Raw genomic sequence first — 25,109 nt, forward strand, 5'->3', positions numbered from 1 at the left:
TATCTGTCACGAGATTCCCTTTATTTCGTTGTTTTAAAAGATTTTACCACGTAAAAACTTTGCATATCTTTTGGTACAAACCAAAAAGTGATACGATGAGTGCATGGTTGCTTGAGAGAAAGAGGAAGAGGAGACACAAATTTTTTAGTCACGACTGGATAGTCGATTCCTCCAGCAAAAAGCTGATTGCATCTCAAAATGCGTATAAAACTGTAAAAGATAGCTTTTAAAAAACTATTGTGTAGAAGCTGCTCTTTGGCATATTGCGAACATGTCGGATAATACCTACAACTTCCATAGCCAATCAGTGTAAAAAACTTCTGATAAAGCTTTATCAACAACAATGCTAAAGACTTCATTCTTTAACACAGTTTAATTTTTTCAAAGACCATATAATCCCTTTTTTCAAAGCATCATACGATATGTGATTAATCTTCTCTTTTGCTACAAAAACATACACGCCATCATGTAAAGTGTGTTGAATTTCTAAAAATATAGCCCTAAATCGTCTTTTGGCTAAATTTCGCTTGATAGCATTACCGACTTTTTTACTTGCCGTAAAGCCAACTCTTTTTGCTGTATCGTTATTGTAAAAGACTAAGGCACCTTCATAATGCCATTTTTTTGCATGGTTATAAACGTATGAATACTCTCTCGTCGCCTTGAGAGTTTCATAATCTTTTAAGCGGCCAATCTGCTTCTACCTTTAGCACGACGTGCTGCAATAACTTTACGTCCACCCTTAGTTTTCATTCTAAGTCTGAAACCATGTGTACGCTTTTTAGGGGTACTATGTGGCTGATACGTTCTTTTCATCAAAATTTCCTTTAATAAAAAATAATTTAAGGTACGGATTTTACCTTAGCTTTACTTAAAATTGCATGAGCTTCGATTAAGCATCGCTTTACATGTAAGCCTTTAGTGCAACTCCATAACCATTTTTTTCAAAGATTCCTTGTCAATTTTAGCTTCACTTAGACTGGTTTGTGGAAGCTTTTCTTTATAGACAACAATGGAAGGAATCATATGATTTGGGAGATGTTTTTTAAGCTCAAATAAAATCTCATTTTTAGACATTTCACGTGATGCACTGTAGACCATCACAATCTCTTCTTCTGTTTTTTCATTTTCGATGGAAAAAACAGCACATTGGCTGATTTGAGGCAATTTATCGTGAACAACGCTCTCAATTTCATAAGGACTGATTCTAAAACCACTGACTTTAATCATATCATCCTTGCGTGAAACAAAGTAGAGATAGCCCTCTTCATCTCTATACACAAAATCGCCACTTGCGACGACAATTTCATCGGTCAGATCACCTTCTAAATTGACCACCTTGTCTAAGATTGCAATGCTTTTATACCGTTTTTGCGTATCTTCTTTTGATTTCCAATAGCCTTTGTAAATGTAGCCACCACGATGGATCAATTCACCAATTTCACGTGGTTGACACTCAAAACCTTGCTCATTGATAACATGAATCTCCACACCAGGAATTGGCTTTCCAATGGAATTAGGACGGATTTTAAGTTGTGCTGGGTCAAGGTACGTTGAGCGAAAGGCTTCGGTAAGACCATGCATCGAATAAAACTTAGCATTGGGGTAACGCTCTTCAATATCCGCAATCATTTTAGGGGTAATTTTTCCACCTGAAGAGGTCACAATACGCACATTACCCAAAAGCTTTGCATTGGGAATTCGCTTAGGATCACTTTCAAACATCTGCGTAATATGCGGAGGCATAATCGGTAAAACTGTGACATTATCATTAATAAGGTGATTAAAAAAATCTGCTGGAAGCGCTAAGGAGTGTAGCGCCAACGTTGCATGGTTGTAAATGGAGCAAAAAAGCTGATTAAGGCCGTAATCCAAAATAAAAGGCAATGTTCCAGAAAGGACATCACTCTCTTTAAGTTCAAGATAATTTGAAGCAACTCTGGCACTATCGATGAGATTGCGGTGCGTGATAACAATACCACGAGGGAAACCCGTCAGTCCAAAGCTATAGGTGATCGCCGCATTTTTATAGTCGCCAATATTACATGTAAAAATATCACTGCAGCATTTATAGATCTCTTCAAAGGAGACAATATTACGCTCACTCGCTTCATAAGTGATAATTTTACCTTGAAAATTAATCTCATCAATGCTTTTAATCTTTGATTTATCGGTAATAATACAAGTAATACTGCAATCATTGATAATATGTTCTACTTGCTCAGGTTTCAATAGACGTGAAATAGGAACAAAAATATGCTCTGTTGAGAGAAGTGCTAAAATCGCAATAATTTGCTCGCTACTTTTGTGTGAATAAATACCGATACGTGAACCACTTGGAAGTGCAAGCTCACTCAAGTAACGTGCTATTTGATTGACCTTACGAAACAGATCAGCATAGGTTAATTTTTTAGCACCATCAATGATAGCCACTTTATCAGGGCATGTTACAGCAGCTTTTTCAATGAGTGCACGAATACAATTAATAGACATATTAACTCCTTATATCAGTATTGTTTTCCATTCCTAACGTCCAGATTGCATAATTATAATCCATGACGATATTGGGAATAGCATGTAAATTCATTACTTTTTTATAGAAAAACTGCATAATAGTCTCGACCTCTTCATAGGAGAGCACTTTGGTAATGCCTCCTGTTAAAACAATCGTTTTTAGAAGTTCTAACTGCAGTGTTATATACAAAGGATGCAGTCTTGAAACTTTGTAAAGTACTAAAAAGATGGAAAGTTGCATCAAAATACGTAAAGCCTTCTCACTCTCCTCTTCCAAGATATTCTCTGTCACATTCAGATACGCTAACAACTCATACACAAATTCATTGTTTTTCGCTGCAAAAATAAGCGTTTCGCGTGACTTAAAGACACCCAATTTTTTAAACACCAAACGATCATAACCACTTTCACTCACAATGTTATCGCGCACTAAATCGCGACTGTAATGGATATCTGTCGTAGCACCTCCAATATCCACCACAATGAAGGGATTGACCACTTCAAAATTTGCATCAATGAATGGTAAAGAGCGATTGACAATGTACGGCGTTGAATAGATTTGATTCGCCGTAATTTCATAGAGATGTTTGATATCTTCTTTACCCACAATGTCCGCTTGATAAAGGTTTGTCAAATACTCTTTCAGCTCACCACCGTTTACATGTAATTTATCTGTGATGATATTTCCAAGCACTTTCAGTTGAGGAATTTGTTTGCTTAGCAATGACGCATCTTGTTTAGTACCCACATAGACAATATTGCTATACTGCACGTTTTGAAGGTAATCAAATAGTTTTTCATCAAACACGTTGCCAATACCATCAATTCCACCGACAATAATAACCACATCAATGAGTTCACTAGGTGACTTACTCTCTTCAATTTTACTGTACAAAATCGTATCGATGATGTTAATGCCTGAATTAAACGCTATATTTTTGGCAAACTTCAAACTAAAAGAGTTAGTCAACCCAATAATCAGCGTACTTAACCCACCATTCGCCGAAGAACAGATAAAAATATCCTCTTTTTGATAGTTTGCAAAGATATTGCCGCACTTGGTGATCAAATCATCATAAATATCTTTCTTAAAATCCCTAAAATATTGGCTGATACCACTTTCTTGGCAGACTTTAAAGTAGGTACTTCCTACATCAATGAGAAGTTTACTCATAGCATTGCCCCTATATCATGGATAATTTTATTGATGACTTCGGTTTTGCTCTCAGGCAGATTGACCTTTGATTTTTCATACGCAAAACAGCGATCAGGTAGTGGAAGTTTGCCTTTTTCAATAATGCGAATATTGCCAGACTCATCACGAATCGTTATGACTTCATTGTGATTGATAATGTGCGGTGAAAAAGGGACATCAATCAAACCATTTTTAATCGTATTGAACACTTTGCGCCACAACGTATCGGCAGGGTCGTTAAAAACCGCGTCCATGATAGCTCGCACTTCCAGTTCCAAATTCTCTTCTTCTTCTGCGTCATGTACGACGGGCAGTCCTTTAAGCGTGCGAAGCGTGTATTTGGTATTGGCAACCGATTGGGCGTTGCACTGCATAGTGGGAATGCCAAAAGCTTCATCACGGGTTTTGATGATGATTTTATCGGCTCGTACCATCGCTGCGATGACCGTATTGGTGTTGATGAGTGAGTCAGAGAGGTTTTTATCACGTGGAAATGCACCCATCCATTGATGATAGACAAGGTTGATGATAGCATCACTTCCACTAAACATATCGGCATATTCACGTGCCAGTTTTTTCAAAACATGCGACGTAACAATATCTTGCATCATTGAGCCATTTTGGGAAAAACTGACTGAAAAAGATTTCACACCTTCTTCGATGGAGAGAAGCATCTCGATGAGCTGAATGACGATGACGATACACGGCGGAACGAGTGTCGCAGTCAACGGTCCAAAGGATTCACGGTTGATGGGTTCATTGAGCGTTGAGTACAACGCGCATACTTTATCGACGTATTTCCAGTATAAAAAGGCTTTATCAAGAGGGAAATTTTTGGAATACGGGAGCATATAGGTAATCGGACCACCTTCGATTTCAAAAATGCCTGAAGCCAATGCCGTTTCCACCAAAAGCCTCGCATCGGGTGTTCCGTGGCGAAGGCTGACAGGTTTATTAAAATGGGTCATCATTTTACGTGTAGTACGATAGCCGTGATTGACTAGCGGATAACCGTTGAGCATATCCATCTCGTTTTCTTCCGAAAGAGTGAGCATCTTTTGTGCCATCGCGTAGTCGTTGAGCCTTGTGTTACTATCGATGGTAAGCGGCAGAACATCGATGTCCGCTTTCATAAACTCTTCATAGAGTTCAAACATCTTTTTGTAGGTCGGAAAACCGCCACGAGGTTGAACCAAAAGACGGTCACGTTTTTTAAAATGATGGGAAATAAACATCTCTTTGTTCGCATTGCGAATAAAATCTTCAATCTCATCAAAATCAAAATTATCGGCATACTCGTTACGGGTAATGACATCACGCTCTTTTTGGAGTAAACTCATGCTCGCTCCTTTACAAATCGCTCGATTTCATCAAGTCCCGTATTGAGATCAATTTGATGAAAGACAAGGTCAAACCCATACGATTTATATTTGGGAATAATGTCGCTTTGAGCAGCTTCACCCACCGCTAAATTGCCACCGATCACAAAAACAACCTCTTTGAGATCATACTCAGAGCGCAAAAATTGCAAGTCACGACACCATCCCTCCGCTTCGCCATTAAGGGAAGAGATCAGTAGAATATCTGCATCTGTTTCAACAACAGCGTCAATAAACTCTTCCAAAGAGGTATTGACCCCTAGGTTAAACACCTCAAAACCTCTCGCTTGCAATGATATATCGATGAGTCTGTTTGCGACCACATGGATGTCATTACCCACTACACCTGTAACTACTTTCATGGACTGACCTAAAAATTTAATAATGTTGCATTCTATCTTAACCTTTGTAAAGGTATAATTAACACAAATTTTCTAAAGTGGGTCCATGTCAAAAAAAGCCTTTTTGTTTCTTATTCTTCTCGTTATGAGCTTACAGAGCTTGTTAGTTGCCTGTGGTGGAAGTTGTTTGGAGTGTCATTCTAAGCTTAGACCTTACATCAACGACCAAAATCATGCCATTTTAAATGAATGCATCACCTGTCACAATCAGCCATCAAAAAATGGTCAATGCGGCAGAGATTGTTTTGATTGCCATTCACAAGAGAAAGTCTATGCTCAAAAAGATGTGAATGCCCATCAAGAGCTCAAAACCTGTGGAACATGTCATAAGGGAAAAGTGGACTTTACCACGCCTAAACAATCGATTATTTCCAATCAACAAAATTTAATACACCTATTTAAATAAACAAGGAGTCACTATGAAATTTTACACGGCAGATCTTTGCGATAAGTTTCCAGAATACACCCAAGTGCTTGAACCTATTATGAAATCGTACGGTGGCGCTAAGCGTATGATGGGGCAAATTGTTACGGTCAAACTTTCAGGCAGTAACAAAACACTCATTGAACTACTTAAAAGCGAAGGTTATGGCCAAATCGCTGTGGTAGATGTTGATGCAAACTATACAGCCGTTGTCGGGGACAACCTCATGAAATTTGCTTATGAAAATAATTGGGCTGGAATTGTGATCAACGGTTATGTACGTGATACTAAAAATACCAAAGAAATTGACGTAGGACTTTTTGCCCTCGGAACTTGTCCCAAAAAGACGATGGAAGTATGTGAGGGATTTTTACATGTAACGGTAAATTTTGGAGGAATTAGCTTTAACGAAGGCGATTATCTTTATGCAGATCGTGATGGTATTATTGTGAGTTCTCTGCCTTTGGAGATGTAACCAAACATTTTTGCATTATCTTTTTCCACTCCACATCAAAGTGTTTGTTTATGTAAGCTTTGGTGTGAGGGACACTGCATGCTGAACAATCTAAATGGCTCACATTTTCATATACAAACACCCCACTTTTTTTGGAATGAATTGAACATTGACTTTTACATGTAATGTTTTTTTCGACACTCAATCCTTCATCATTAAAGCGAAAATTCGGACAAGCACATAAATAACAATTGAGTTCTTTAAGAGGATGACATTTTTGTTTGGTAGCATACAAAAGGCAAAAATCAGGCTCTTTTTCAACCATATTATCGAAAAGAAAATAATCAATCATCATCTCTTTTGTATACTTTTGTGCACCCAATTTTTGAACAATGCGATGATGTTTGTTAGCATGTGTTTCAAACCACTCTAAATAACTCATAAAATTTGCATTTCCTTTCAAAAATTGGCATCTAACTTAATGATTTTATTGTAAAATTCCGACAAAGGAATGATATGAAAAGATTATTGATTATTTTAGCACTTATTTCGAGACTCATTGCTGAAGATTCAAGCGACTTAGATGAAATAAAAGAAGAAGATATCCCAAAAATTCTTTCCATTATCAAAGATGGCACGAAAGAACATCTGCCGATGATGTTAGATGACTACACAACCCTCGTAGACATTGTCAGTGTCAACAATGCCATTGAATACCGAAACCGCATCAATTCCGCTAATGAACACGTCAAAACAATTCTGAAAGCCGATAAAGGCACACTCATTAAAACAACCTTTGACAACAATAAAAGCTATTTATGTAGCGATTATGAGACACGCTCATTGCTCAAAAAAGGGGCTGTTTTTATCTATGTTTTTTACGATATGAATAACGCAGAATTGTTTAAATTTTCGATTCAAGAAAAAGACTGTCAGTAACTTCTTACATGTAAAAAGATTTACATGTAAGAAGTGTTGAATTTTAGTGTTGTTGGATAACGATTTCACCATTTTTTGCATCAATGACGATGTTTTCGCCCTCGTGCAACTTCTCTTCCAAAATCAGTTCCGCCAGTTTATCTTCCACGAGTTCATACAGAGCACGTTTAAGTGGACGTGCACCATACACAGGATCAAACCCTGCTTCTGCTATCAAAGCTTTTGCCGCAACGGTAAGTTCTGCTTTAATCTCTTTGGCAGCCAGTTTGGTTTCAATGTCTTTGAACATAATAGTTACGATCTCACGTAATCCATCTTCGGTTAAAGGATTGAAGATAATAATGTCATCCAAACGGTTCAAAAACTCAGGTTTAAAGTGTGTACGAAGCTCCTTCATGACCTCTTCGGTACGTTTTTCGCCCTCATATGCCATGATTTTATCGCTAGCAATGTTAGACGTGAGTATGATAATCGTGTTTTTAAAATCAACCGTAATGCCTTTATTGTCCGTCAAACGACCTTCATCCAGTACTTGGAGCAAAATATTAAAGACATCAGGATGTGCTTTTTCAATTTCATCAAACAGCACAACACTGTATGGTTTTCGACGCACCGCTTCGGTGAGTTGTCCACCTTCGTCGTACCCAACATAGCCTGGAGGCGCACCGACCAAACGACTGACAGAATGTTTTTCCATGTATTCGCTCATATCAAAACGAATCAATGCTTTTGTCGTATCGAACAAAAAGTTAGCAAGCGCTTTAGCACTTTGCGTCTTACCCACACCCGTTGGTCCTAAAAAGAGGAAGCTACCGATGGGTTTATTTTGCTCACTGAGCCCCGCTTTGTTACGCTTAATTGCTCGACCGATTGCATGAATGGCCGCATCTTGTCCGACAACCTCTTTTTTAAGATGTTCTTCCACCGCTAACACTTTGGCTTTTTCGCCTTGGAGCATTTTGTTCACCGGAATGCCTGTCCATTTGCTCACAATGGTTGCGATCATCTCTTCATCCACACTGTTTTTCAAAAGTGTGCCGCTCTCCACCATCTTTTCCCATCTAGCTTTTAGTTCTTCTTCTTGTTTAAGAAGCTCAGGCAATTTGCCATACTCAATTTCAGCAGCTTTGTTAAAATCGCTGTTCTTTTTAGCATTTTCGGCTTCACGACGCAATGCTTCGGATTTTGTTTTAATGGAAGCAATATCATTAAAGACATTTTTTTCCGTTTCAAATTGAACTTCAAGCGCATTGCGTTTTTCTTTGGCATCGCCTAGCTCTTTTTCAATCATCCCAATGCGTTCTTCATTCTTTTTATTTTTTTCCATCAAAAGCGCTTCTTTTTCAACCATCAATGTGCTTATCAGACGTTTAATACGACTCAATTCCGTGGGTTCACTCTCAATTTGCATTTTAAGCTCTGCGGCTGCTTCATCAATAAGATCAATTGCTTTATCCGGTAAATAACGGTCGCTAATGTAACGAGAACTAAGCTTTGCCGCCGCCACAAGCGCTGAGTCCATAATCGTGACGTGATGGTGCGCTTCAAGACTCTCTTTAATACCCCGTAAAATTTGAAGTGCTTCGTTAATGCTAGGTTCATTGACCGTAACAGGTTGAAAACGACGTTGCAAAGCCACATCTTTTTCAAAATATTTACGGTACTCTTTGAGTGTCGTAGCACCAATCGTATGAAGCTCACCACGCGCTAGAGCTGGTTTTAAAATATTGGCAGCATCCATACTGCCTTCACTCGCCCCTGCTCCCACAATCGTATGAATCTCATCGATAAATAAAATGATATTGCCGCTTTTCTTCACTTCATCAATAACCGCTTTAAGTCTGTCTTCAAACTCACCACGGTACTTTGCACCTGCAATGAGCGCGCTCATATCTAAAGCAATCACGCTTTTATTTTGAAGACTAAGAGGCACATCGTTATGCGAAATTTTTAGTGCCAACCCTTCTGCAATCGCTGTTTTACCCGTTCCTGGTTCCCCAATTAAAATTGGGTTATTTTTGGTTTTACGAATTAAAATTTGCATCATTCGATGGATCTCTTCATCACGCCCAATCACAGGATTGAGTTTGCCCTCAGCGGCAAGTTTTGTTAAATTAATACCATATTTATCAAGCGATTCCAAATTTTCATCGCTGCTTTGTTTGTCAATCTTTTTACCACCACGCAGTGCTTCAAGATTTTTCTTAAACTGTAAAAGATCAAGATATTTTCCTAAAATCTTTTTGAGTGGATCACTGTCGATGTTTGCAAGTAACCATGTATCCACTGAAAGATAGCTGTCGCCTTTTTTTTTCATTAAACCTTCGGCTTTTTGTAATGTTTCAACAAGGCTGCGAGAAATTGAGATGCTTTCCTTTGTTACATGAGATGCTGTTGGAAGTTTTTGAACTTCGCTCTTTACTTCAAGCTCTATAGCACTCTTATCAATATTCATTTTATTGAAAACCTGATTGAGAATAGAAGCTGAATTCGTAATGAGCCCCCACGTTACATGTAAAGGGGTTGCTTCAGAATTTTTTGAATGCAGTGCAAGGCTAATAGCACTCTCGATTGCTTCTCGCATTTGATTGGTGAGTTGTTCAAAAAGTGAGTCCATTAAGTACCTCCTAAGGTGTTATTGTATTTCTATAATTTTACAACTTTAGTCTATTGATGTCAAGTTTATTTAGTAATAGAGCATTACTTTTGTTTCACTACGACTATAATTTAAAGCCTAAAACTACTGAAAATATTTATAATTGCATCCGTGCATTCATACAAAATTTAGGGAAACTCCACTATAATCTTCACCACAAATAATATGCATATCATGCTAGGAGCATACACACGCTATGAAACACTTACCATTTGCTACCGTTGGCTTTTTTGCCACGTTTTTGGGTATTGCCACCCTGTTTTCTTCAACTCTCTTTGCGGCTGACAATGCTGAAGGCGAAAAAAGTCGTCTTGCCTCTTTAGCAAAGTTTACACGCGTTGTAGCGACGATTGAAAAATATTATGTTGATGACATCAAAATTGATGACATTATTAAAAAGTCTATTGAAGGGCTTTTAACCAACCTTGATGCGCACTCCTCTTACCTCGATGAAAAACATTTTAAAGACCTTAAAATCCAAACCGATGGCGAATTTGGTGGACTTGGAATCACCGTGGGTCAAAAAGATGGTGCACTGACCGTTATTGCCCCAATGGAAGGCACACCTGCAGATAAAGCTGGTGTAAAAGCGGGGGATATCATCCTCAAAATCAATAAACAAGCAACCCTCAATATGACCATTGATGAAGCCGTCAATATTATGCGTGGTAAACCCGGTACGGGCATTGAGCTTACATTAGTACGTGAAGGTGAGAGCAAACCTCTTACAATTGCTATTGTTCGTGACATCATTAAAATCGAATCAGTCTATTCTAAAACAATTGAAAATGAAAATATTCTCTATGTACGTGTTGTAAACTTTGACAAAAATATTGTAGGTGACGTACAAGACGCCTTGAATAAAAACAAAAACACTAAAGGTATTATTCTTGATCTTAGAAACAATCCTGGCGGACTTTTAAATCAGGCCGTAGGTCTTGTAGATCTTTTTGTTGATGACGGAATTATTGTTTCACAAAAAGGTCGTGTAGAATCAGAAAATGCAGAGTATCGCGCTACCAAAGCAGGTAGCAATACCAAAACTCCTCTTGTCGTTCTCGTCAACGGCGGTAGTGCCAGTGCGAGTGAAATTGTAAGTGGATCCCTTCAAGATCATAAACGTGCCATCATCATTGGTGAAAAAACTTTTGGTAAAGGAAGTGTTCAAGCGGTTCTTCCTGTCGTTGATAATGAAGCAATTCGTTTAACCATTGCCCGTTACTACCTTCCAAGTGGTCGCACAATCCAAGCAGAAGGTGTTATTCCTGATATTACTGTTTATCCTGGTGATGTGCCGCATAAAAGTAATGAACAATCCCTTAAAGAGAAAGATCTTAAAAAACATTTAGAGAGTGAACTTAAAAAAGTAGATGATAATAAAACGGCAGAGACAAAAGAGAAACCAAAAACCAAAACAAAAGATCAAACGAAAGCAGATAAAGAGATCGTAAGTCAAGAAAATCTTTTCAAAGACCTACAACTAAAAAGTGCTGTTGATACGATCAAAGTACTTTCTATTAAAAAATAATTGAGGAGCAATCAGTGAACAAAGGTGAAATGTTATACGAAGGTAAAGGTAAAAAACTTTTTTTAACAGATGATGAGAATCTTTTAATTTCAGAGTTTAAAGATGATTTGACAGCATTTAATGCAGAAAAAAGAGGCAATGAAGCAGGAAAAGGCGCACTGAATTGTAAAATTAGTACACAACTATTTCACCTTCTTGAAAAACACGGTATTAAAACACATTTGGTCAAAACACTTAATGATACAGAGCAACTGATTAAAAGAGTTAAAATTATTCCTATTGAAGTCGTTGTTAGAAATATAGCAACAGGCTCTTTGGCAAAACGTCTTGCGATTAAAGATGGTACGGTTCTTCCTTTTACACTCGTAGAATTTTATTATAAAGATGATGCTCTTGGTGACCCTATCATCAATGATGAGCACTGCTTACTTCTTAATTTGGTTAAAAGTGAATCAGACCTTGAAGAGCTCAAACGTCTTGGTCGCGAAATCAACTCTATTATGAAAAGCTTTTTTGCTGAGCGTAAACTCAAACTCGTTGACTTTAAAGTTGAATTTGGTGTTGATAAAGACGGTAATATCCTTCTTTCTGATGAAATTAGCCCTGATAGCTGCCGTTTTTGGGATATGGATACTAATGAAAAGCTTGATAAAGACAGATTTAGACAAGGGATAGGTGATGTAAAAGTTGCTTACGAAGAGGTCTTAAAACGTATCTTGTCGCACTAAAATCAAAGGAAAAAGTATACTATGAAAGTTATTGTCAATATTCAACTCAAGAATGGCGTTTTAGATCCACAAGGTAAAGCAGTTCATCATGCACTCTCTTCTTTAAAATTTGATGAAGTAAATGATGTACGTATAGGAAAACAAATTATTCTTGATATTGAACAAAGTGATAAAGCAAGTGCTGAAAAGAGAGTCAAAATTATGTGTGAAGAGCTTTTAGCCAATACCGTTATTGATGACTATACGATTGAGTTTCCAACATGCTAGTTGCTGTCGCCGTATTTCCAGGAACAAACTGCGAAATCGATACTAAATATGCTTTTGAAAAACTGGGACAAAAGGTTGTCCTTGTTTTTCATAAAGAAGAGAAGCTACCAGAGGGAACCGATTTAGTCGTTCTTCCTGGTGGTTTTAGTTATGGAGATTACTTAAGAAGTGCTGCCATTGCTAAATTTTCTCCTATTATGAAAGCTGTTATTGAGTTTGCAAATCACGGCGGCAAAGTTCTTGGCATTTGCAATGGTTTTCAAATGCTTGTAGAAGCACGCTTGCTTCCAGGTGCTATGAAGCGTAATGAAAATGTTCATTTTATCTCACAGTTTCATCATCTCAAAGTGGTAAACAACGATAATACTTTTCTACGTCAATGCAAAATAGGTGAACTTTTAAATATTCCCATTGCTCATGGTGAAGGTAGCTTCTATATTGATGAAGCTGGACTCAAAGAACTTTATGATAACCACCAAGTTCTTCTTACCTATTGTGATGAAAAAGGAAATGTACAAAATCCAAATGGCTCTGTGGATTCCATTGCTGGTATTTGTAATAAAGCTAAAAATGTTTTTGGACTTATGCCTCATCCAGAGCGTGCGATTGAGCAGATACTTGGTTCTGACGATGGCGTCAAAATGCTTAATGGTTTTATAAATTAAATTAATGAAAAAAATCTTAACACTCTTTGTACTCTCTTTTGCATTACTTTACTCTTCATTATTAGCAGAAGAGAGTACATTTTCCGGACAAGCTAAATCCCTTTTTCTCACAATCGAAGAGATTCCTCAAAAAGTTTATGTAGGACAAGTTTTTCCTATTAAAATTAAAGCTATTGTCGCGAATAACAAAATTGATGCGATGAACACGACATTTTTAGGTGCATCAGGTGTTGATGTTATCAACCCACAAAATCCTTGGGAACGCTCTGTTGATAACACCTATTACAATACCTTTTATTTCAAAATAAACTCTAAAACGGCTATTATGCCACGCCTCAATGTTGCTTTGATTCAACAGCAAGAACCCGTTGAAAGTGAAGCACTTGCATTAACACTGCCTTCTCAGCTTATTCAACTCAAAATGGATCCTTTTTTCAGCAATGTCATTGCACAAAGCTTAACCATCAACAAATACAAAACGACAACTTTTGATGGTAAAAATGTCATTGTTGTTCTCGAAATCGAGACAACAGGGGCTAACTTAAAGGACTTTAAACTCAGCGGTATTGCAAAAAGTGGCATTGATTCTTTTTCAGAAACAGGCACAAGCCAAAAAATCTACTACTATGCTATCGTTCCAAATTATCAAAAAAGCTTTGATTTTACCTATTTTGACTTGCCAACAAATAAATTTAATAAAATCACTCTCCCAATGGTGATAGAAAGTGATGAAGTCAGTACCCAACTAGGACTTAACCCCAAAGAGAGTATTTTTGAGTTTTATAAAAGTGTTGCGTATGGCGCACTCTCCTTTATTTTCTTTATTGTTTTAATCAAACGTCGAAAATGGTACTATTTGATCATTTCTCTCGTATTTTTGGGACTCTATTTCTTTGACCAAAATCCTCTCAATAACGTTAAACTTAAGAATAATAGTAGCGTTATGATTCTTCCAACAGAAAGATCAACAGTCTTTTTTACAAGCAGCAAAATCTTAGATGTTGAAAAATTAGGAGAGCGAGAAAATTACATTAAAATCTTACTTCCTGATGGAAAAATTGGATGGACAACGCGTGAAAATATTAGCAAAAATTAGAGGCTTTTATGTGATGATAGAATTTGTCATCACCGTTCTTATGATCATTATTTTAATGTATGCTTTTCGTAACCATACACACGCAATAAGACGTACATGGGGACGATTACAAACCTTTTTAATGGGCTTTAGCATCAAACAAATAGGTGAAGCATCGCCGTTGACCACACTTTTAGTCATGAACCATCAAAGCCTTGTCGATATTGTCGCTCTTGAAACTATTTATCCTAAAAATCTTTGTTGGATTGCAAAAAAAGAGATTGAAGACATTCCCCTTTTTGGGCATATTATTCCTGCACCGCGTATGATTTCCATTGACCGTAGTGATAAACGCTCTATCATCAAAATGATTAAAGAGGGAAAAGAGCGCATCAGTGAAGGACGTGTTCTTGCCATGTTTCCTGAAGGTACACGTGGACATGGAGATAAACTTCTAAAGTTCCAAAGTGGCGCGAAAGTTTTGGCTGAAAAGTTAGACTTGATTGTACAGCCTACCATCATTGTGGGAGCTCGACATATTCTTGATTCCAAAAGCATTGATGCCCATGGTGGTGAGGTTAAAGTGATCTATCTTGACCCAATTAATCCTAAAGAAGATGAACAGTGGTTTGAGAAAATGTACCACGCAATGGAAGAGAGATTAGCTCTCGAATTGGCTTCTTAATATCAACGTTTAAAAGCCACAAAAGTGGCTTTTAAACTCTTACATTTTTGCTAAAATTACGCAATTTTTTGGATTTATCAAAAAACTTTTTTACATGTAAAGCTCTTTGATAAATCCAAATTACACACATCATAAAGGATAGATTATGTCAAAACATCAATTTCAAACCGAAGTCACTCAGCTTTTAGACCTGATGATTCACTCCCTCTACTCCAACAAAGAGATTTTTTTACGTGAGCTTGTTTCCAATGCTTCCGATGCACTTGATAAACTGAGTTACCTCACATTAACGGATGAAAAATATAAAGCACTTTCCTACATACCACGCATTGATATTGCGATCAATAAAGAAGCTAAAACACTCACCATCAGCGATAGTGGTATCGGTATGAACCAAGAAGAGTTGGTCGAAAATCTTGGTACCATTGCGAAAAGTGGAACCAAATCCTTTTTAGCAAATCTCAGCGGTGACAAAAAGAAAGACTCAAGTCTCATTGGTCAATTTGGTGTTGGTTTTTACTCCGCGTTTATGGTTGCCAACAAAATTGAAGTGGTAAGCCGCAAAGCAGGTGAAGACAAAGCGTACATGTGGAGTTCTATGGCAGGCGCGGATTACGAAATCACCGAAATTGCTAAAGAGAGTCATGGAACATCCATTACCCTTTACCTTAAAGACGATGAAGATGAATTTTTAGAGTTTTACCGCATTCAAGAGGTCATCAAAAAATACTCCAACCACATTCAATTCCCTATTTTTATGGACAAAGAAGTCAAAGAGTATGACGACGAAGGCAAAGAAAAAAGCACCGAGATCAAAAACGAGCAAATCAACAAAGCCAGTGCGCTTTGGACAGTAGCCAAAAGCCAAATCAAGCCCGAAGAGTATAAAGATTTTTACAAACAAATCTCTCACGATAGTAGCGATCCATTGTTATGGAGTCATACCAAAGCAGAAGGTACGTTTGAGTATACCACTCTCTTCTACATTCCTTCAACACCGCCAATGGATCTGTTTAGAATGGACTACAAGCCAGGTGTTAAACTCTACGTTAAACGCGTGTTTATTACCGATGATGAGAAAGAGTTGCTGCCAACTTACCTTCGTTTTGTCAAAGGTATCATCGATGCGGAAGACCTACCACTTAACGTAAGCCGTGAGATTTTACAACAAAACAGAATCCTAGAAACCATCAAAAAAGCTTCCGTGAAAAAAATCTTGAGCGAACTTAAATCACTCAAAGAAAAAGATGTAGAAAAATACCTTGAGTTTTACAAAAACTTTGGTCGTGTCATCAAAGAAGGCTTGTACAACGACTGGGACAATAAAGAAGCACTTTTAGACCTCGTACTGTTCAAATCTTCAAAACGCGATGGACTTGTCAGCCTTAAAGAGTACAAAGAGAGTATGAAAGAGGATCAAAAAAGCATCTACTACATCACAGGCGAAAACGAGAGAATCCTTCGCAATTCCCCGCTCATTGAGCAATTTAAAGCCAAAGATATTGAAGTCTTGTTGCTCGATGAAGAAGTGGATGCCATCGTCTTCCCAATGGTAGGCGAATACGATAAAACTCCAATCAAACCTGTCAATAACTCCGACATCGATGAAGAGATCAAAGAAGACAAAGCCAAAGTCGAAGAAGATGAAAAAACCTATAAAGAGATTTTGGTTAAGATGAAAGAAATCCTCAAAGACGATGCGAAAGATGTCAAAATCTCCAGCCGTTTGAGTGACTCTCCATCATGCCTTGTGTACGATAAAAACGACCCCGATTTCCAAATGCAACAGATGCTCAAACAGATGGGACAAGACAATCTCCCAACCGTTAAACCTATCTTAGAGATCAACCCTGAGCATGAAATTTTCAAAAAACTTAGCAGCAAATCTGATCTTTTAGAACTCAACGATGTGGCTTTCTTACTTCTAGATCAAGCCAAACTTCAAGAGGGAATGAAGATCGAAGATACCGCTGCTTTTGCAAAACGTTTAAATAAATTTATCGCTAAAGCACTTTAAAAATAGTTTTACATGTAAGGATTTTTCCTTACATGTAAAGACGACTAACCTTACCCTTCATAAGCTACATCAAATCTCCATTTTCATAAAATATCACACACGACGTCCAATATTCGAAACATGTGTACAGAAAGTTAAAAGTTTAGCCCTCGTATAATGAAAAAAGCCAAAAAGTTATAAAGTTACCAAGAGAGTTTGAGATGTTAATATACTGAGTTTAGCCCAAAGTGGTTCTTTTATCTTAAAAAATAGAATTAGCTTGAGGGTCAGTTAAGTAATTGCACTAAAAACTTGAGTGGTAACAAAGTCAACTTTGAGGTTAGACTGTATTGTACGAGGCGAAGTTAATGTGCAATAAGATTGAATCATCAGCAAGAGGAATTATCCTCTTGCCTACCAAACTCTCCAATCATGTCATGGAGGTTTATCATGGACAATTTTATCGGATTGGACATCTCTAAGTCAACCGTGAGTGTGTTTATACCCCAAGGTGAGCTAGAGATAGAAATAGCCAATACCGTTAAAGGCTTTACGCAGTTATGTTCCAAATTGAAAAAACGTTATAAAAAAGAATACGATTCCCTCGTGTTTGTTTATGAACCAACATCAAGTTATAGCAGTACTCTAGAACTCTTTTGTGCGCATAAGCAGATTCGAGTCTTTAAGATCAATCCAAAGGCTTCGCATAACTTTGCCAAAGCTCTATCCATTCGTCATAAAACCGATAAGGTAGATGCAAGAATGCTCTGCCAAGCAGGGATGTTGGCAAAAGAAGAAGAGATTCATATTCCTGTGGTTGATGTGATTGTAGAGCAAATCAATGACTTGATGAGTTACTATCAACTGTTGGTCAAACAAAGAGTTCAAACAAGCAATCACTTAGAAAAGTTGCAGCATAAAGAGAGTACTACAACTTTAAAAAAAGCCTTGGAAAAAGAGATTTTTGCCTTTAAGCAAAAAGAACAGCATACAATCAATGAAATAAAAAGACTGATCATGGAAAATAGTATGTTGGCTTTGAAATACCAAAGTATCCAAACCATTAAAGGACTTGGGGATATTGCAACTATTGCGTTAATCCATCTTTTTTTAAAATATCCCAATGCCAATCAAAAACAAATCATCTCTTTATCAGGACTTGACCCAATTGAGCGAACCTCTGGTGTATCCGTTCGAGGCAAAACACGCATCTCAAAAGCGGGTAATAAACTCTACAGGAGAGCTTTGTTTATGAGTACAATGGTAGCTATTCGTTTTAATGAAGAGATGAAATGCTTTTATGATAGGCTCAAAGAAAAAGGTAAACATACTACTGTGGCACAAATTGCTGTTATGAAAAAACTTATTATTATTGCTAGGGCACTCTTTCATTCCAATCAAGGTTATTCAAGTGAAATCTATCAGGCTCATTGTGGCATAGTGGCTCAAAAGAGCAATGTTGCTTAAAGGAGAAAATACAAAACAAGGGTTATGATTTATTAAGGTTTTTAGGGTGTTTTAAGGTGGTAACTGACTCCATTTTTATAGAGTCGGCTTGCCGGCGGAGTGTTTCGCTTAACCAAAAGGTTAGGTTGCAGCAGCATGAAGTCCCAACGAGCTGACTAGTAGCCAGAATACTCATAGACCTTGTTTTGAATGTTCTGGTAATTGGCACTGTAGTTACAGGGGTGCACTGGTAGCTTGATTGGAAGCAGTTGATCTTGTGGTTTTGCGAACTTCGAATTAGCACAAGACTGGTCAATTTTCCACTGCCGTCTGTCAGCGTTCGGAGATTCAGCAATCGTGTCATTGAAGAGGCTCAAGTCATTGTTACCTTCGGTATCCTCGAGAACAAATGTCACACCTGTCATATCGGTATTTTTGAGAGATTTCGCAAGAATGACTGCAATATCTACCTTGGCAAATGACAAGCGAGCCGATGTAAGACTCGCTTCATCAAACATGACACCGCCAAGATTACTGTTGTAGAGTTTGACTCCATCCAGATTTGCGCCGGAAAGATTTGCACCCTGAAGATTTGCACCAGTGAGGTTAGCGCCACTAAGGTTGGCAGCACGCATTGAAACGCCCTTCAAATTCGCTCCAACAAGATATGTGTTTCTCAAATCAATTTTGTCAAGCGAAATACCATTCTTCACCAAGATCTGAATGGCATTGACTTGACCTCCATTACTCCCTTTCCCTGCCATTTTTGTAACCGTATCCCATGCCTTTGATATTCGATCTTCATCAGCTTTTATTCTGTCTTCATTGAATTTAACGTATGCAACAGAAAAGGCCCCAATAGCAACAACGAGCGCAAGAATAGTTGCAGACTGATTCAGTCGAACCCAAACCCGTATGACTGGCGATGTTTCTAAATACTCTGCTACTCGCTTCATTCTTCTATTCCTGAAAAAATCATGACGACGGTTCTCTGAAAACCAACTATTTATTAATAGTACATTATATATAACTCAACCATAAAAACACTTCATATCTTATAAAAGTTTTATACTGTTAAGAAGATAATAGGGGTCAGTTACCACCTTAAAACACCCTAAAAACCTTAATAAATCATAACCCTTGTTTTGTATTTTCTCCTTTAAGCAACATTGCTCTTTTGAGCCACTATGCCACAATGAGCCTGATAGATTTCACTTGAATAACCTTGATTGGAATGAAAGAGTGCCCTAGCAATAATAATAATAAGTTTTTTCATAACAGCAATTTGTGCCACAGTAGTATGTTTACCTTTTTCTTTGAGCCTATCATAAAAGCATTTCATCTCTTCATTAAAACGAATAGCTACCATTGTACTCATAAACAAAGCTCTCCTGTAGAGTTTATTACCCGCTTTTGAGATGCGTGTTTTGCCTCGAACGGATACACCAGAGGTTCGCTCAATTGGGTCAAGTCCTGATAAAGAGATGATTTGTTTTTGATTGGCATTGGGATATTTTAAAAAAAGATGGATTAACGCAATAGTTGCAATATCCCCAAGTCCTTTAATGGTTTGGATACTTTGGTATTTCAAAGCCAACATACTATTTTCCATGATCAGTCTTTTTATTTCATTGATTGTATGCTGTTCTTTTTGCTTAAAGGCAAAAATCTCTTTTTCCAAGGCTTTTTTTAAAGTTGTAGTACTCTCTTTATGATGCTGCAACTTTTCTAAGTGATTGCTTGTTTGAACTCTTTGTTTGACCAACAGTTGATAGTAACTCATCAAGTCATTGATTTGCTCTACAATCACATCAACCACAGGAATATGAATCTCTTCTTCTTTTGCCAACATCCCTGCTTGGCAGAGCATTCTTGCATCTACCTTATCGGTTTTATGACGAATGGATAGAGCTTTGGCAAAGTTATGCGAAGCCTTTGGATTGATCTTAAAGACTCGAATCTGCTTATGCGCACAAAAGAGTTCTAGAGTACTGCTATAACTTGATGTTGGTTCATAAACAAACACGAGGGAATCGTATTCTTTTTTATAACGTTTTTTCAATTTGGAACATAACTGCGTAAAGCCTTTAACGGTATTGGCTATTTCTATCTCTAGCTCACCTTGGGGTATAAACACACTCACGGTTGACTTAGAGATGTCCAATCCGATAAAATTGTCCATGATAAACCTCCATGACATGATTGGAGAGTTTGGTAGGCAAGAGGATAATTCCTCTTGCTGATGATTCAATCTTATTGCACATTAACTTCGCCTCGTACAATACAGTCTAACCTCAAAGTTGACTTTGTTACCACTCAAGTTTTTAGTGCAATTACTTAACTGACCCTCAAGCTAATTCTATTTTTTAAGATAAAAGAACCACTTTGGGCTAAACTCAGTATATTAACATCTCAAACTCTCTTGGTAACTTTATAACTTTTTGGCTTTTTTCATTATACGAGGGCTAAACTTTTAACTTTTTACATGTAAAGTGTGATTGCCCTCACCGCTTCTGGGTATGCGTGAGCATACTTTTGAATGCCAGCCCCAAAACTCTCCAACATATCTTTCGCTCTTATAAACAGTGCTGTATCATCTTCCAACTTCGCTAATTCAAAAAGATTTTTGATCATCGTTGAGAGTGGGCTTTTGTAGCTGTTATCTTCCAAAACCGCTTTAGCACGAAAGGCTTTATCGGAGAGATACCACGTCTCTTCTTTGTAAAATTTCTGCTCTGCTTCATGGCTTAGCTTTTTTGCTAATTCTAAGTAACGAGCCTCTTTGGTATGTGCATAACCACGCAATAAAGCTTCAATGACAAAGGCATAATCTTCCAGTAACGCTTCCACTTTCAAACTGCCACCTACCACAATTTGATGGTACAAAATGCCGTTTACATGTAAAGATTTTAAAAGTGTATCAAGCACGCTTTTTGCTTTTTCGACTTTGTCCGCCTCAAAGAGTGCTGTGACCATCAACGCATTCCACGCGGTCAAAATTTTGGTATCGATAAACGGATACGCTACCTTTTGACGTTCCTCTTTTAAAATTGCAATCGCTTCATTCAGACGCGCAGGTTTATCGTTACATGTAAGAACAGGATTGGTGGTTTTGTGCTCAAAATTGCCAAATTTTGTGATGCCAAAATAGTCCATAACAGCTTTCGTTTCCACTTCGCTCAGACCTGCTTTTAAAAGCGCTTCTTTGGCTTGAAGGAAACCAAAAACAAAGTATTTGCCCTCTTCGCCTTCAGAGTCTGCATCGCTAGCGCTCAGATACAATCCCTCTTTTAAAAACCGCTCGTCCATCGCGTCAATGGTTGTGTCAACGACCTCTTGAAAGAGAGGTTTTTGTGTGATTTTAAATACTTTGGCATAGACTTCAATCAACTCAGCATTCGTATAAAGCATCTTTTCAAAATGGGGAATCACCCACGCCTCATCGACACTGTAACGGTAAAATCCACCTTCTATTTGATCGTTGATGCCGCCTCGTGCCATAGCCGTAAGCGCATCTTCACTCATATAGAGGGCTTCAAGGTTTTTCGTTCGGGCGTAAATATCCAAAAGGGCATTCCACGTCGAAGCATGCGGAAACTTGGGCGCACTTCCCACCCCTTTGGAGACATCATCATAACTTGCTTTTACTTTGCTCACAAACGTTTCAATCACTTCGTCTGTATGGATACTCTCTTTTTGCTCAAAACTACGCTCATAGTGCTTAATAGCAGCTTCTATGCTTTGCGCACTCTTTTGAACTTCGGCTAAATCATCATCAAACTTACCTTTGATAAAACTCGTAAGCTCTCGAAATCCCATACGCCCTTGTCCACTTTGAGGCGGCAGATACGTTCCTGCAAAAATGACTTGCTGTGTTGGAGTCATAATAATACTCAGCGGCCAACCACCTGCGCGCTGTGTCAACAGATAATGCACATCTTGGTAGTATTTATCCAGATCTGGCATCTCTTCACGATCGACCTTGATGCTCACATACGCATCATTGAGCACTTTGGCACTCATCTCGTCTTCAAACGTTTCTCGCTCCATCACATGACACCAATGACAGGTGCTGTACCCAATGGAAAGGAAAATCAGTTTATTTTCGGCTTTGGCTTTGGCAAGCGCTTGATCGCTCCATGGCATCCAGTTAACAGGATTGTGCGCATGTTGCAACAGATAGGGAGAATCTTCATGAATGAGTTCATTTGTATGCGTCATAACAGCCTCCTAAGGGTTATAAGGCGTAGGAGTATAGCCTTTTTGAATCAATGATTTCATACCACCTTTAAGATTGACCACTTTGTAACCCTGCTTTGAAAGAAGCTCAGAAACAGCCGCACTTCGACTACCCGTTCGGCAAATCAGAGCAAACTCTTTATCTTTACTCACATATTGATTAAGCTCTTTCATGAAATTATCTGCGTCATAACGTCCTTGCTCATCAAAAAAAGTGAGCGGGATGGCATCTTTAACCATTCCAGTTTCTTTCCATTCGGGCATGGTTCGAATATCAATAATTTTAATGCCACTTTTAACAACCTCTTCACTGACATCGACATGGCGTAATTCAGCAAATAAAAACGTGGTAAAAATAGCGATAAGTAGTAGAATTTTAGACATAAAAAACTCCTCTCTTTTTAGGAGTTATTTTATCTCTTTTAATTGAGGAAAGACTTTAAAACTTAATGTACCATTCCCGCTTCAACTAAAAAGGGTGAATGGGTATAGCTAATCTTTTTGATCTTATCATATTTTGCGTATGAGAGAATGAGCATGTCTTTTGCGCGTGTGGTTGCCACGTAAAAGAGACGACGTTCCTCTTCCAAGCTTCCACCTTTTTGCATCAATTTACGGTTGGGGAAACGTCCATCCATGAGATCAATGACATAGACTTCTTTAAACTCCAACCCTTTGCTAGCATGAATACTGAGTAAATTGACACCCTCACCTTCACTCATCTCGTTACTTCCAAGCGTCAGCGCATTTAAAAAACGCTCACTCGAAGCATAACCACTCGCCAAATCTTTGAGTAGATGTCCTTTACGAAAGATACGTGCACGTGCTTCTGCTTTGAGTTTTTCATCAATAGTGCCATCTTTTTTAATCGTGCGCTTGATAGCTAAAACTTCAGCAATGGCACTAAACACTTCCGAGCTTAAGACGTGGTTGATAAGGCTTTGCGGTGTTTTAATACGTGTTGCATGTTTCATAAACTTATAAAATTGATGTAAAAACTTCGCACCATCGGTGGTCAACTTTGGGTGTTTTAAAATAGGATTGGAGAGAAAAAGCTCTTCAAAGCCAAAATTGTAAAAACGACTGACACTGCCTAGATCAATGATGTCATCAAAAAGCCCTAATTGATGGTTTTTAGCTCTTTTTTTAAAAATGTCTTCCACATCGTCTCTTGGGTTGAAAAACCCTTGATAGATATTGCCATTGCCCAGTTTAAAAAGTCCGTCAAAAAGCTCTTTTGAAAGCGAACTTCCTACCCCTCTAGCGTATTCAAAACTATGTATAAACGCCATCATATCTTTAGGATTAACTACCACGCCAACAAGATCGAGCATCGCTTTGACTTCGGCTGAATCAAAAAAGCTGATGCCTCCTTTTCGCTTACAGGCGATGCCTTGCTCACGTAGAGTGGCTTCAATACCATCGGCTGTCGAGTTATTGCGAAAGATAACGGCAATGTCAGCAGGCGCATGCATAGAATGCTTAATGAGCGTTGAGATTGCCTGATACTGTGAAAAGAGTTCATCATAAATTAAAAGTTTTGGTGCTTCAAATGTACCATCACGCGTTACTTCAAGCCTTTTTTCATACAACCTTGGATTTTTTTCAATGACACGATTCGCTAATGAGAGAATTTTATGGGATGATCGGTAATTTTTATTGAGCGTAAACACATTGGCATTGGGATAGCGCGTGGCAAAAGAGCCGATGATGTCAATATTCGCGCCATTAAACGCGTAAATGCTCTGGTCATAATCTCCCACACAAAAAAGAGATTTTGAGTGAAAAGCATCAATCAAAGAACCCTGCAACGTATTGGTGTCTTGGTACTCATCAATGAGCACTTCATCAAAACTAAGCGTATCCGTGGTTTTGAGCGTATCTCGCATCAAAATCAAAAGATCGTTAAAATCAACATAGCCAAATTCACGCTTGAGCGCTTGAAACTCTTCAAATATATCTTCGTAAATATCGAAAAAAAGACCATGCTCACTGTCATTTGACTCAAGCCACTCCGTAAAACTTTGTGTTACCGTACTGTTTTGATACAGTGAAAAAAGATCATACAAATACGCTGCACTGTACGCCTTTACACTTGAGTCAATATGGTCAAAGCGACGTCTATCATGAATACTTTTGAGTAAAATTTTGAGATCTTTAGGCTGTTTTAAAACGATATTACGTCCCAATTTTTTTAAAAGACGGTAACTCACCGCATGAAACGTGCCTGATTCAATTTGAGAGGTAATCGATTTATCAAAGAAAACACCCACACGCTCAAGCATTTCAGCAGCAGCTTTATTTGTAAAAGTTAACAGTAAAATTTTTGAGGGCTGCGTTCCATGATTGAGAAGATGAGCAATTCTTGCGACAATGGTCGAAGTTTTGCCCGTTCCAGCACTGGCAATAATAAGATTATATCCTGAGGGTGCTGTTGCAGCACTTCTTTGTTCAGCATTAAGTCGACTAAGAGGCATTGAGTTCCTAGAGTAAAAAAATTAGAGGAGGGATTTTAGTC

General features: G+C 38.0%; 25 protein-coding genes. 11 read left to right on the top strand and 14 right to left on the bottom strand.

All coding sequences use genetic code 11. The features are described 5' to 3' along the window. Positions 1-20: 20 nt before the first annotated feature. From yidD to glmS, 7 genes are all read right to left on the bottom strand, one after another. The gene (yidD, locus tag FA584_RS08010; RefSeq protein ID WP_087438814.1) at positions 21-359 is read right to left on the bottom strand and encodes a membrane protein insertion efficiency factor YidD; all 339 of its coding nucleotides are present in this window, start codon (positions 357-359) and stop codon (positions 21-23) included. After that, complete coding sequence (gene rnpA, locus FA584_RS08015) at positions 356-694, bottom strand: ribonuclease P protein component (protein WP_096046806.1); 339 nt, start codon at positions 692-694, stop codon at positions 356-358. Before rnpA ends, yidD begins: the two co-directional genes overlap by 4 nt. After that, complete coding sequence (rpmH, locus tag FA584_RS08020; RefSeq protein ID WP_067176500.1) at positions 682-816, bottom strand: 50S ribosomal protein L34; 135 nt, start codon at positions 814-816, stop codon at positions 682-684. The genes rnpA and rpmH overlap by 13 nt, the downstream gene beginning before the upstream one ends. A gap of 102 nt (positions 817-918) precedes the next feature. After that, the gene (locus FA584_RS08025; protein ID WP_167749088.1) at positions 919-2,493 is read right to left on the bottom strand and encodes an AMP-binding protein; all 1,575 of its coding nucleotides are present in this window, start codon (positions 2,491-2,493) and stop codon (positions 919-921) included. A 1-nt stretch (position 2,494) separates the two neighbouring features. Then, entirely contained in the window at positions 2,495-3,688 is a 1,194-nt protein-coding gene (locus FA584_RS08030; RefSeq protein WP_167749089.1) for a glutamate mutase L, read from the bottom strand. Then, positions 3,685-5,049: a methylaspartate mutase gene (locus tag FA584_RS08035; RefSeq protein ID WP_167749090.1), complete on the bottom strand. Its 1,365-nt coding sequence runs from the start codon at positions 5,047-5,049 to the stop codon at positions 3,685-3,687. The genes FA584_RS08030 and FA584_RS08035 overlap by 4 nt, the downstream gene beginning before the upstream one ends. Then, positions 5,046-5,450, bottom strand: coding sequence for a methylaspartate mutase subunit S (gene glmS, locus FA584_RS08040; RefSeq protein WP_096046811.1), 405 nt, complete (start codon positions 5,448-5,450; stop codon positions 5,046-5,048). The genes FA584_RS08035 and glmS overlap by 4 nt, the downstream gene beginning before the upstream one ends. An 85-nt stretch (positions 5,451-5,535) precedes the next feature. On the opposite strand from glmS, the gene FA584_RS08045 reads away from it, so the two are divergent. Both FA584_RS08045 and rraA read left to right on the top strand, forming a co-directional pair. Then, entirely contained in the window at positions 5,536-5,895 is a 360-nt protein-coding gene (locus FA584_RS08045; protein ID WP_087438820.1) for a hypothetical protein, read from the top strand. 13 nt (positions 5,896-5,908) lie between these two features. Further along, entirely contained in the window at positions 5,909-6,388 is a 480-nt protein-coding gene (gene rraA / locus FA584_RS08050; RefSeq protein WP_087438821.1) for a ribonuclease E activity regulator RraA, read from the top strand. Here the strand turns inward: rraA and FA584_RS08055 are convergent. After that, on the bottom strand, positions 6,357-6,809 hold the full coding sequence (locus FA584_RS08055) for a hypothetical protein (RefSeq protein WP_087438822.1): 453 nt from the start codon (positions 6,807-6,809) through the stop codon (positions 6,357-6,359). The two genes, rraA and FA584_RS08055, sit on opposite strands and share 32 nt — an antisense overlap. Positions 6,810-6,883: 74 nt before the next feature. On the opposite strand from FA584_RS08055, the gene FA584_RS08060 reads away from it, so the two are divergent. Beyond that, positions 6,884-7,306 carry a hypothetical protein gene (locus FA584_RS08060; protein WP_087438823.1) on the top strand — a complete coding sequence of 141 codons (423 nt, stop codon included), beginning with the start codon at positions 6,884-6,886 and terminating at the stop codon, positions 7,304-7,306. A 43-nt stretch (positions 7,307-7,349) separates the two neighbouring features. Here the strand turns inward: FA584_RS08060 and FA584_RS08065 are convergent, their stop codons facing one another. Beyond that, the gene (locus FA584_RS08065; RefSeq protein WP_167749091.1) at positions 7,350-9,923 is read right to left on the bottom strand and encodes an ATP-dependent Clp protease ATP-binding subunit; all 2,574 of its coding nucleotides are present in this window, start codon (positions 9,921-9,923) and stop codon (positions 7,350-7,352) included. A 235-nt stretch (positions 9,924-10,158) separates the two neighbouring features. Between FA584_RS08065 and FA584_RS08070 the strand changes: the two genes are divergently transcribed. The 8 genes from FA584_RS08070 to FA584_RS08105 all read left to right on the top strand — a co-directional run bounded on the left by FA584_RS08070 (position 10,159) and on the right by FA584_RS08105 (position 18,373). Then, a complete protein-coding gene (locus tag FA584_RS08070) occupies positions 10,159-11,490 on the top strand; it encodes a S41 family peptidase (RefSeq protein ID WP_096046817.1) in 1,332 nt (443 codons plus the stop codon). Between the two features lie 14 nt (positions 11,491-11,504). Continuing rightward, entirely contained in the window at positions 11,505-12,218 is a 714-nt protein-coding gene (purC, locus tag FA584_RS08075) for a phosphoribosylaminoimidazolesuccinocarboxamide synthase (protein WP_096046818.1), read from the top strand. Positions 12,219-12,239: 21 nt separating this feature from the next. After that, entirely contained in the window at positions 12,240-12,485 is a 246-nt protein-coding gene (gene purS, locus FA584_RS08080) for a phosphoribosylformylglycinamidine synthase subunit PurS (protein WP_087438826.1), read from the top strand. Then, positions 12,479-13,150 carry a phosphoribosylformylglycinamidine synthase subunit PurQ gene (gene purQ / locus FA584_RS08085; RefSeq protein ID WP_087438827.1) on the top strand — a complete coding sequence of 224 codons (672 nt, stop codon included), beginning with the start codon at positions 12,479-12,481 and terminating at the stop codon, positions 13,148-13,150. Before purS ends, purQ begins: the two co-directional genes overlap by 7 nt. 4 nt (positions 13,151-13,154) lie before the next feature. Beyond that, positions 13,155-14,246: a hypothetical protein gene (locus FA584_RS08090; protein ID WP_167749092.1), complete on the top strand. Its 1,092-nt coding sequence runs from the start codon at positions 13,155-13,157 to the stop codon at positions 14,244-14,246. Further along, positions 14,224-14,910: a lysophospholipid acyltransferase family protein gene (locus FA584_RS08095; RefSeq protein ID WP_228447958.1), complete on the top strand. Its 687-nt coding sequence runs from the start codon at positions 14,224-14,226 to the stop codon at positions 14,908-14,910. Before FA584_RS08090 ends, FA584_RS08095 begins: the two co-directional genes overlap by 23 nt. Positions 14,911-15,055: 145 nt before the next feature. Then, the gene (gene htpG / locus FA584_RS08100; RefSeq protein WP_167749094.1) at positions 15,056-16,927 is read left to right on the top strand and encodes a molecular chaperone HtpG; all 1,872 of its coding nucleotides are present in this window, start codon (positions 15,056-15,058) and stop codon (positions 16,925-16,927) included. A 429-nt stretch (positions 16,928-17,356) separates the two neighbouring features. Further along, complete coding sequence (locus tag FA584_RS08105; protein WP_167749095.1) at positions 17,357-18,373, top strand: IS110 family RNA-guided transposase; 1,017 nt, start codon at positions 17,357-17,359, stop codon at positions 18,371-18,373. A gap of 155 nt (positions 18,374-18,528) precedes the next feature. Here the strand turns inward: FA584_RS08105 and FA584_RS08110 are convergent, their stop codons facing one another. From FA584_RS08110 to FA584_RS08130, 5 genes are all read right to left on the bottom strand, one after another. Continuing rightward, positions 18,529-19,308, bottom strand: a complete 780-nt coding sequence (locus FA584_RS08110) for a pentapeptide repeat-containing protein (protein WP_228448555.1) — start codon at positions 19,306-19,308, stop codon at positions 18,529-18,531. A gap of 203 nt (positions 19,309-19,511) precedes the next feature. After that, positions 19,512-20,534 (bottom strand): IS110 family RNA-guided transposase, encoded by a 1,023-nt coding sequence (locus FA584_RS08115; RefSeq protein ID WP_167749096.1) that lies wholly within the window; start codon positions 20,532-20,534, stop codon positions 19,512-19,514. Between the two features lie 299 nt (positions 20,535-20,833). Further along, positions 20,834-22,573, bottom strand: coding sequence for a thioredoxin domain-containing protein (locus FA584_RS08120; protein WP_167749097.1), 1,740 nt, complete (start codon positions 22,571-22,573; stop codon positions 20,834-20,836). Between the two features lie 9 nt (positions 22,574-22,582). Next, positions 22,583-22,975: a rhodanese-like domain-containing protein gene (locus tag FA584_RS08125; RefSeq protein ID WP_167749098.1), complete on the bottom strand. Its 393-nt coding sequence runs from the start codon at positions 22,973-22,975 to the stop codon at positions 22,583-22,585. 62 nt (positions 22,976-23,037) lie between these two features. Beyond that, complete coding sequence (locus FA584_RS08130; RefSeq protein ID WP_087438834.1) at positions 23,038-25,068, bottom strand: ATP-dependent helicase; 2,031 nt, start codon at positions 25,066-25,068, stop codon at positions 23,038-23,040. Between the last annotated feature and the right edge of the window lie 41 nt (positions 25,069-25,109).

The organism is Sulfurospirillum diekertiae (assembly GCF_011769985.2).
Classification (GTDB): Bacteria; Campylobacterota; Campylobacteria; order Campylobacterales; family Sulfurospirillaceae; genus Sulfurospirillum; species Sulfurospirillum diekertiae.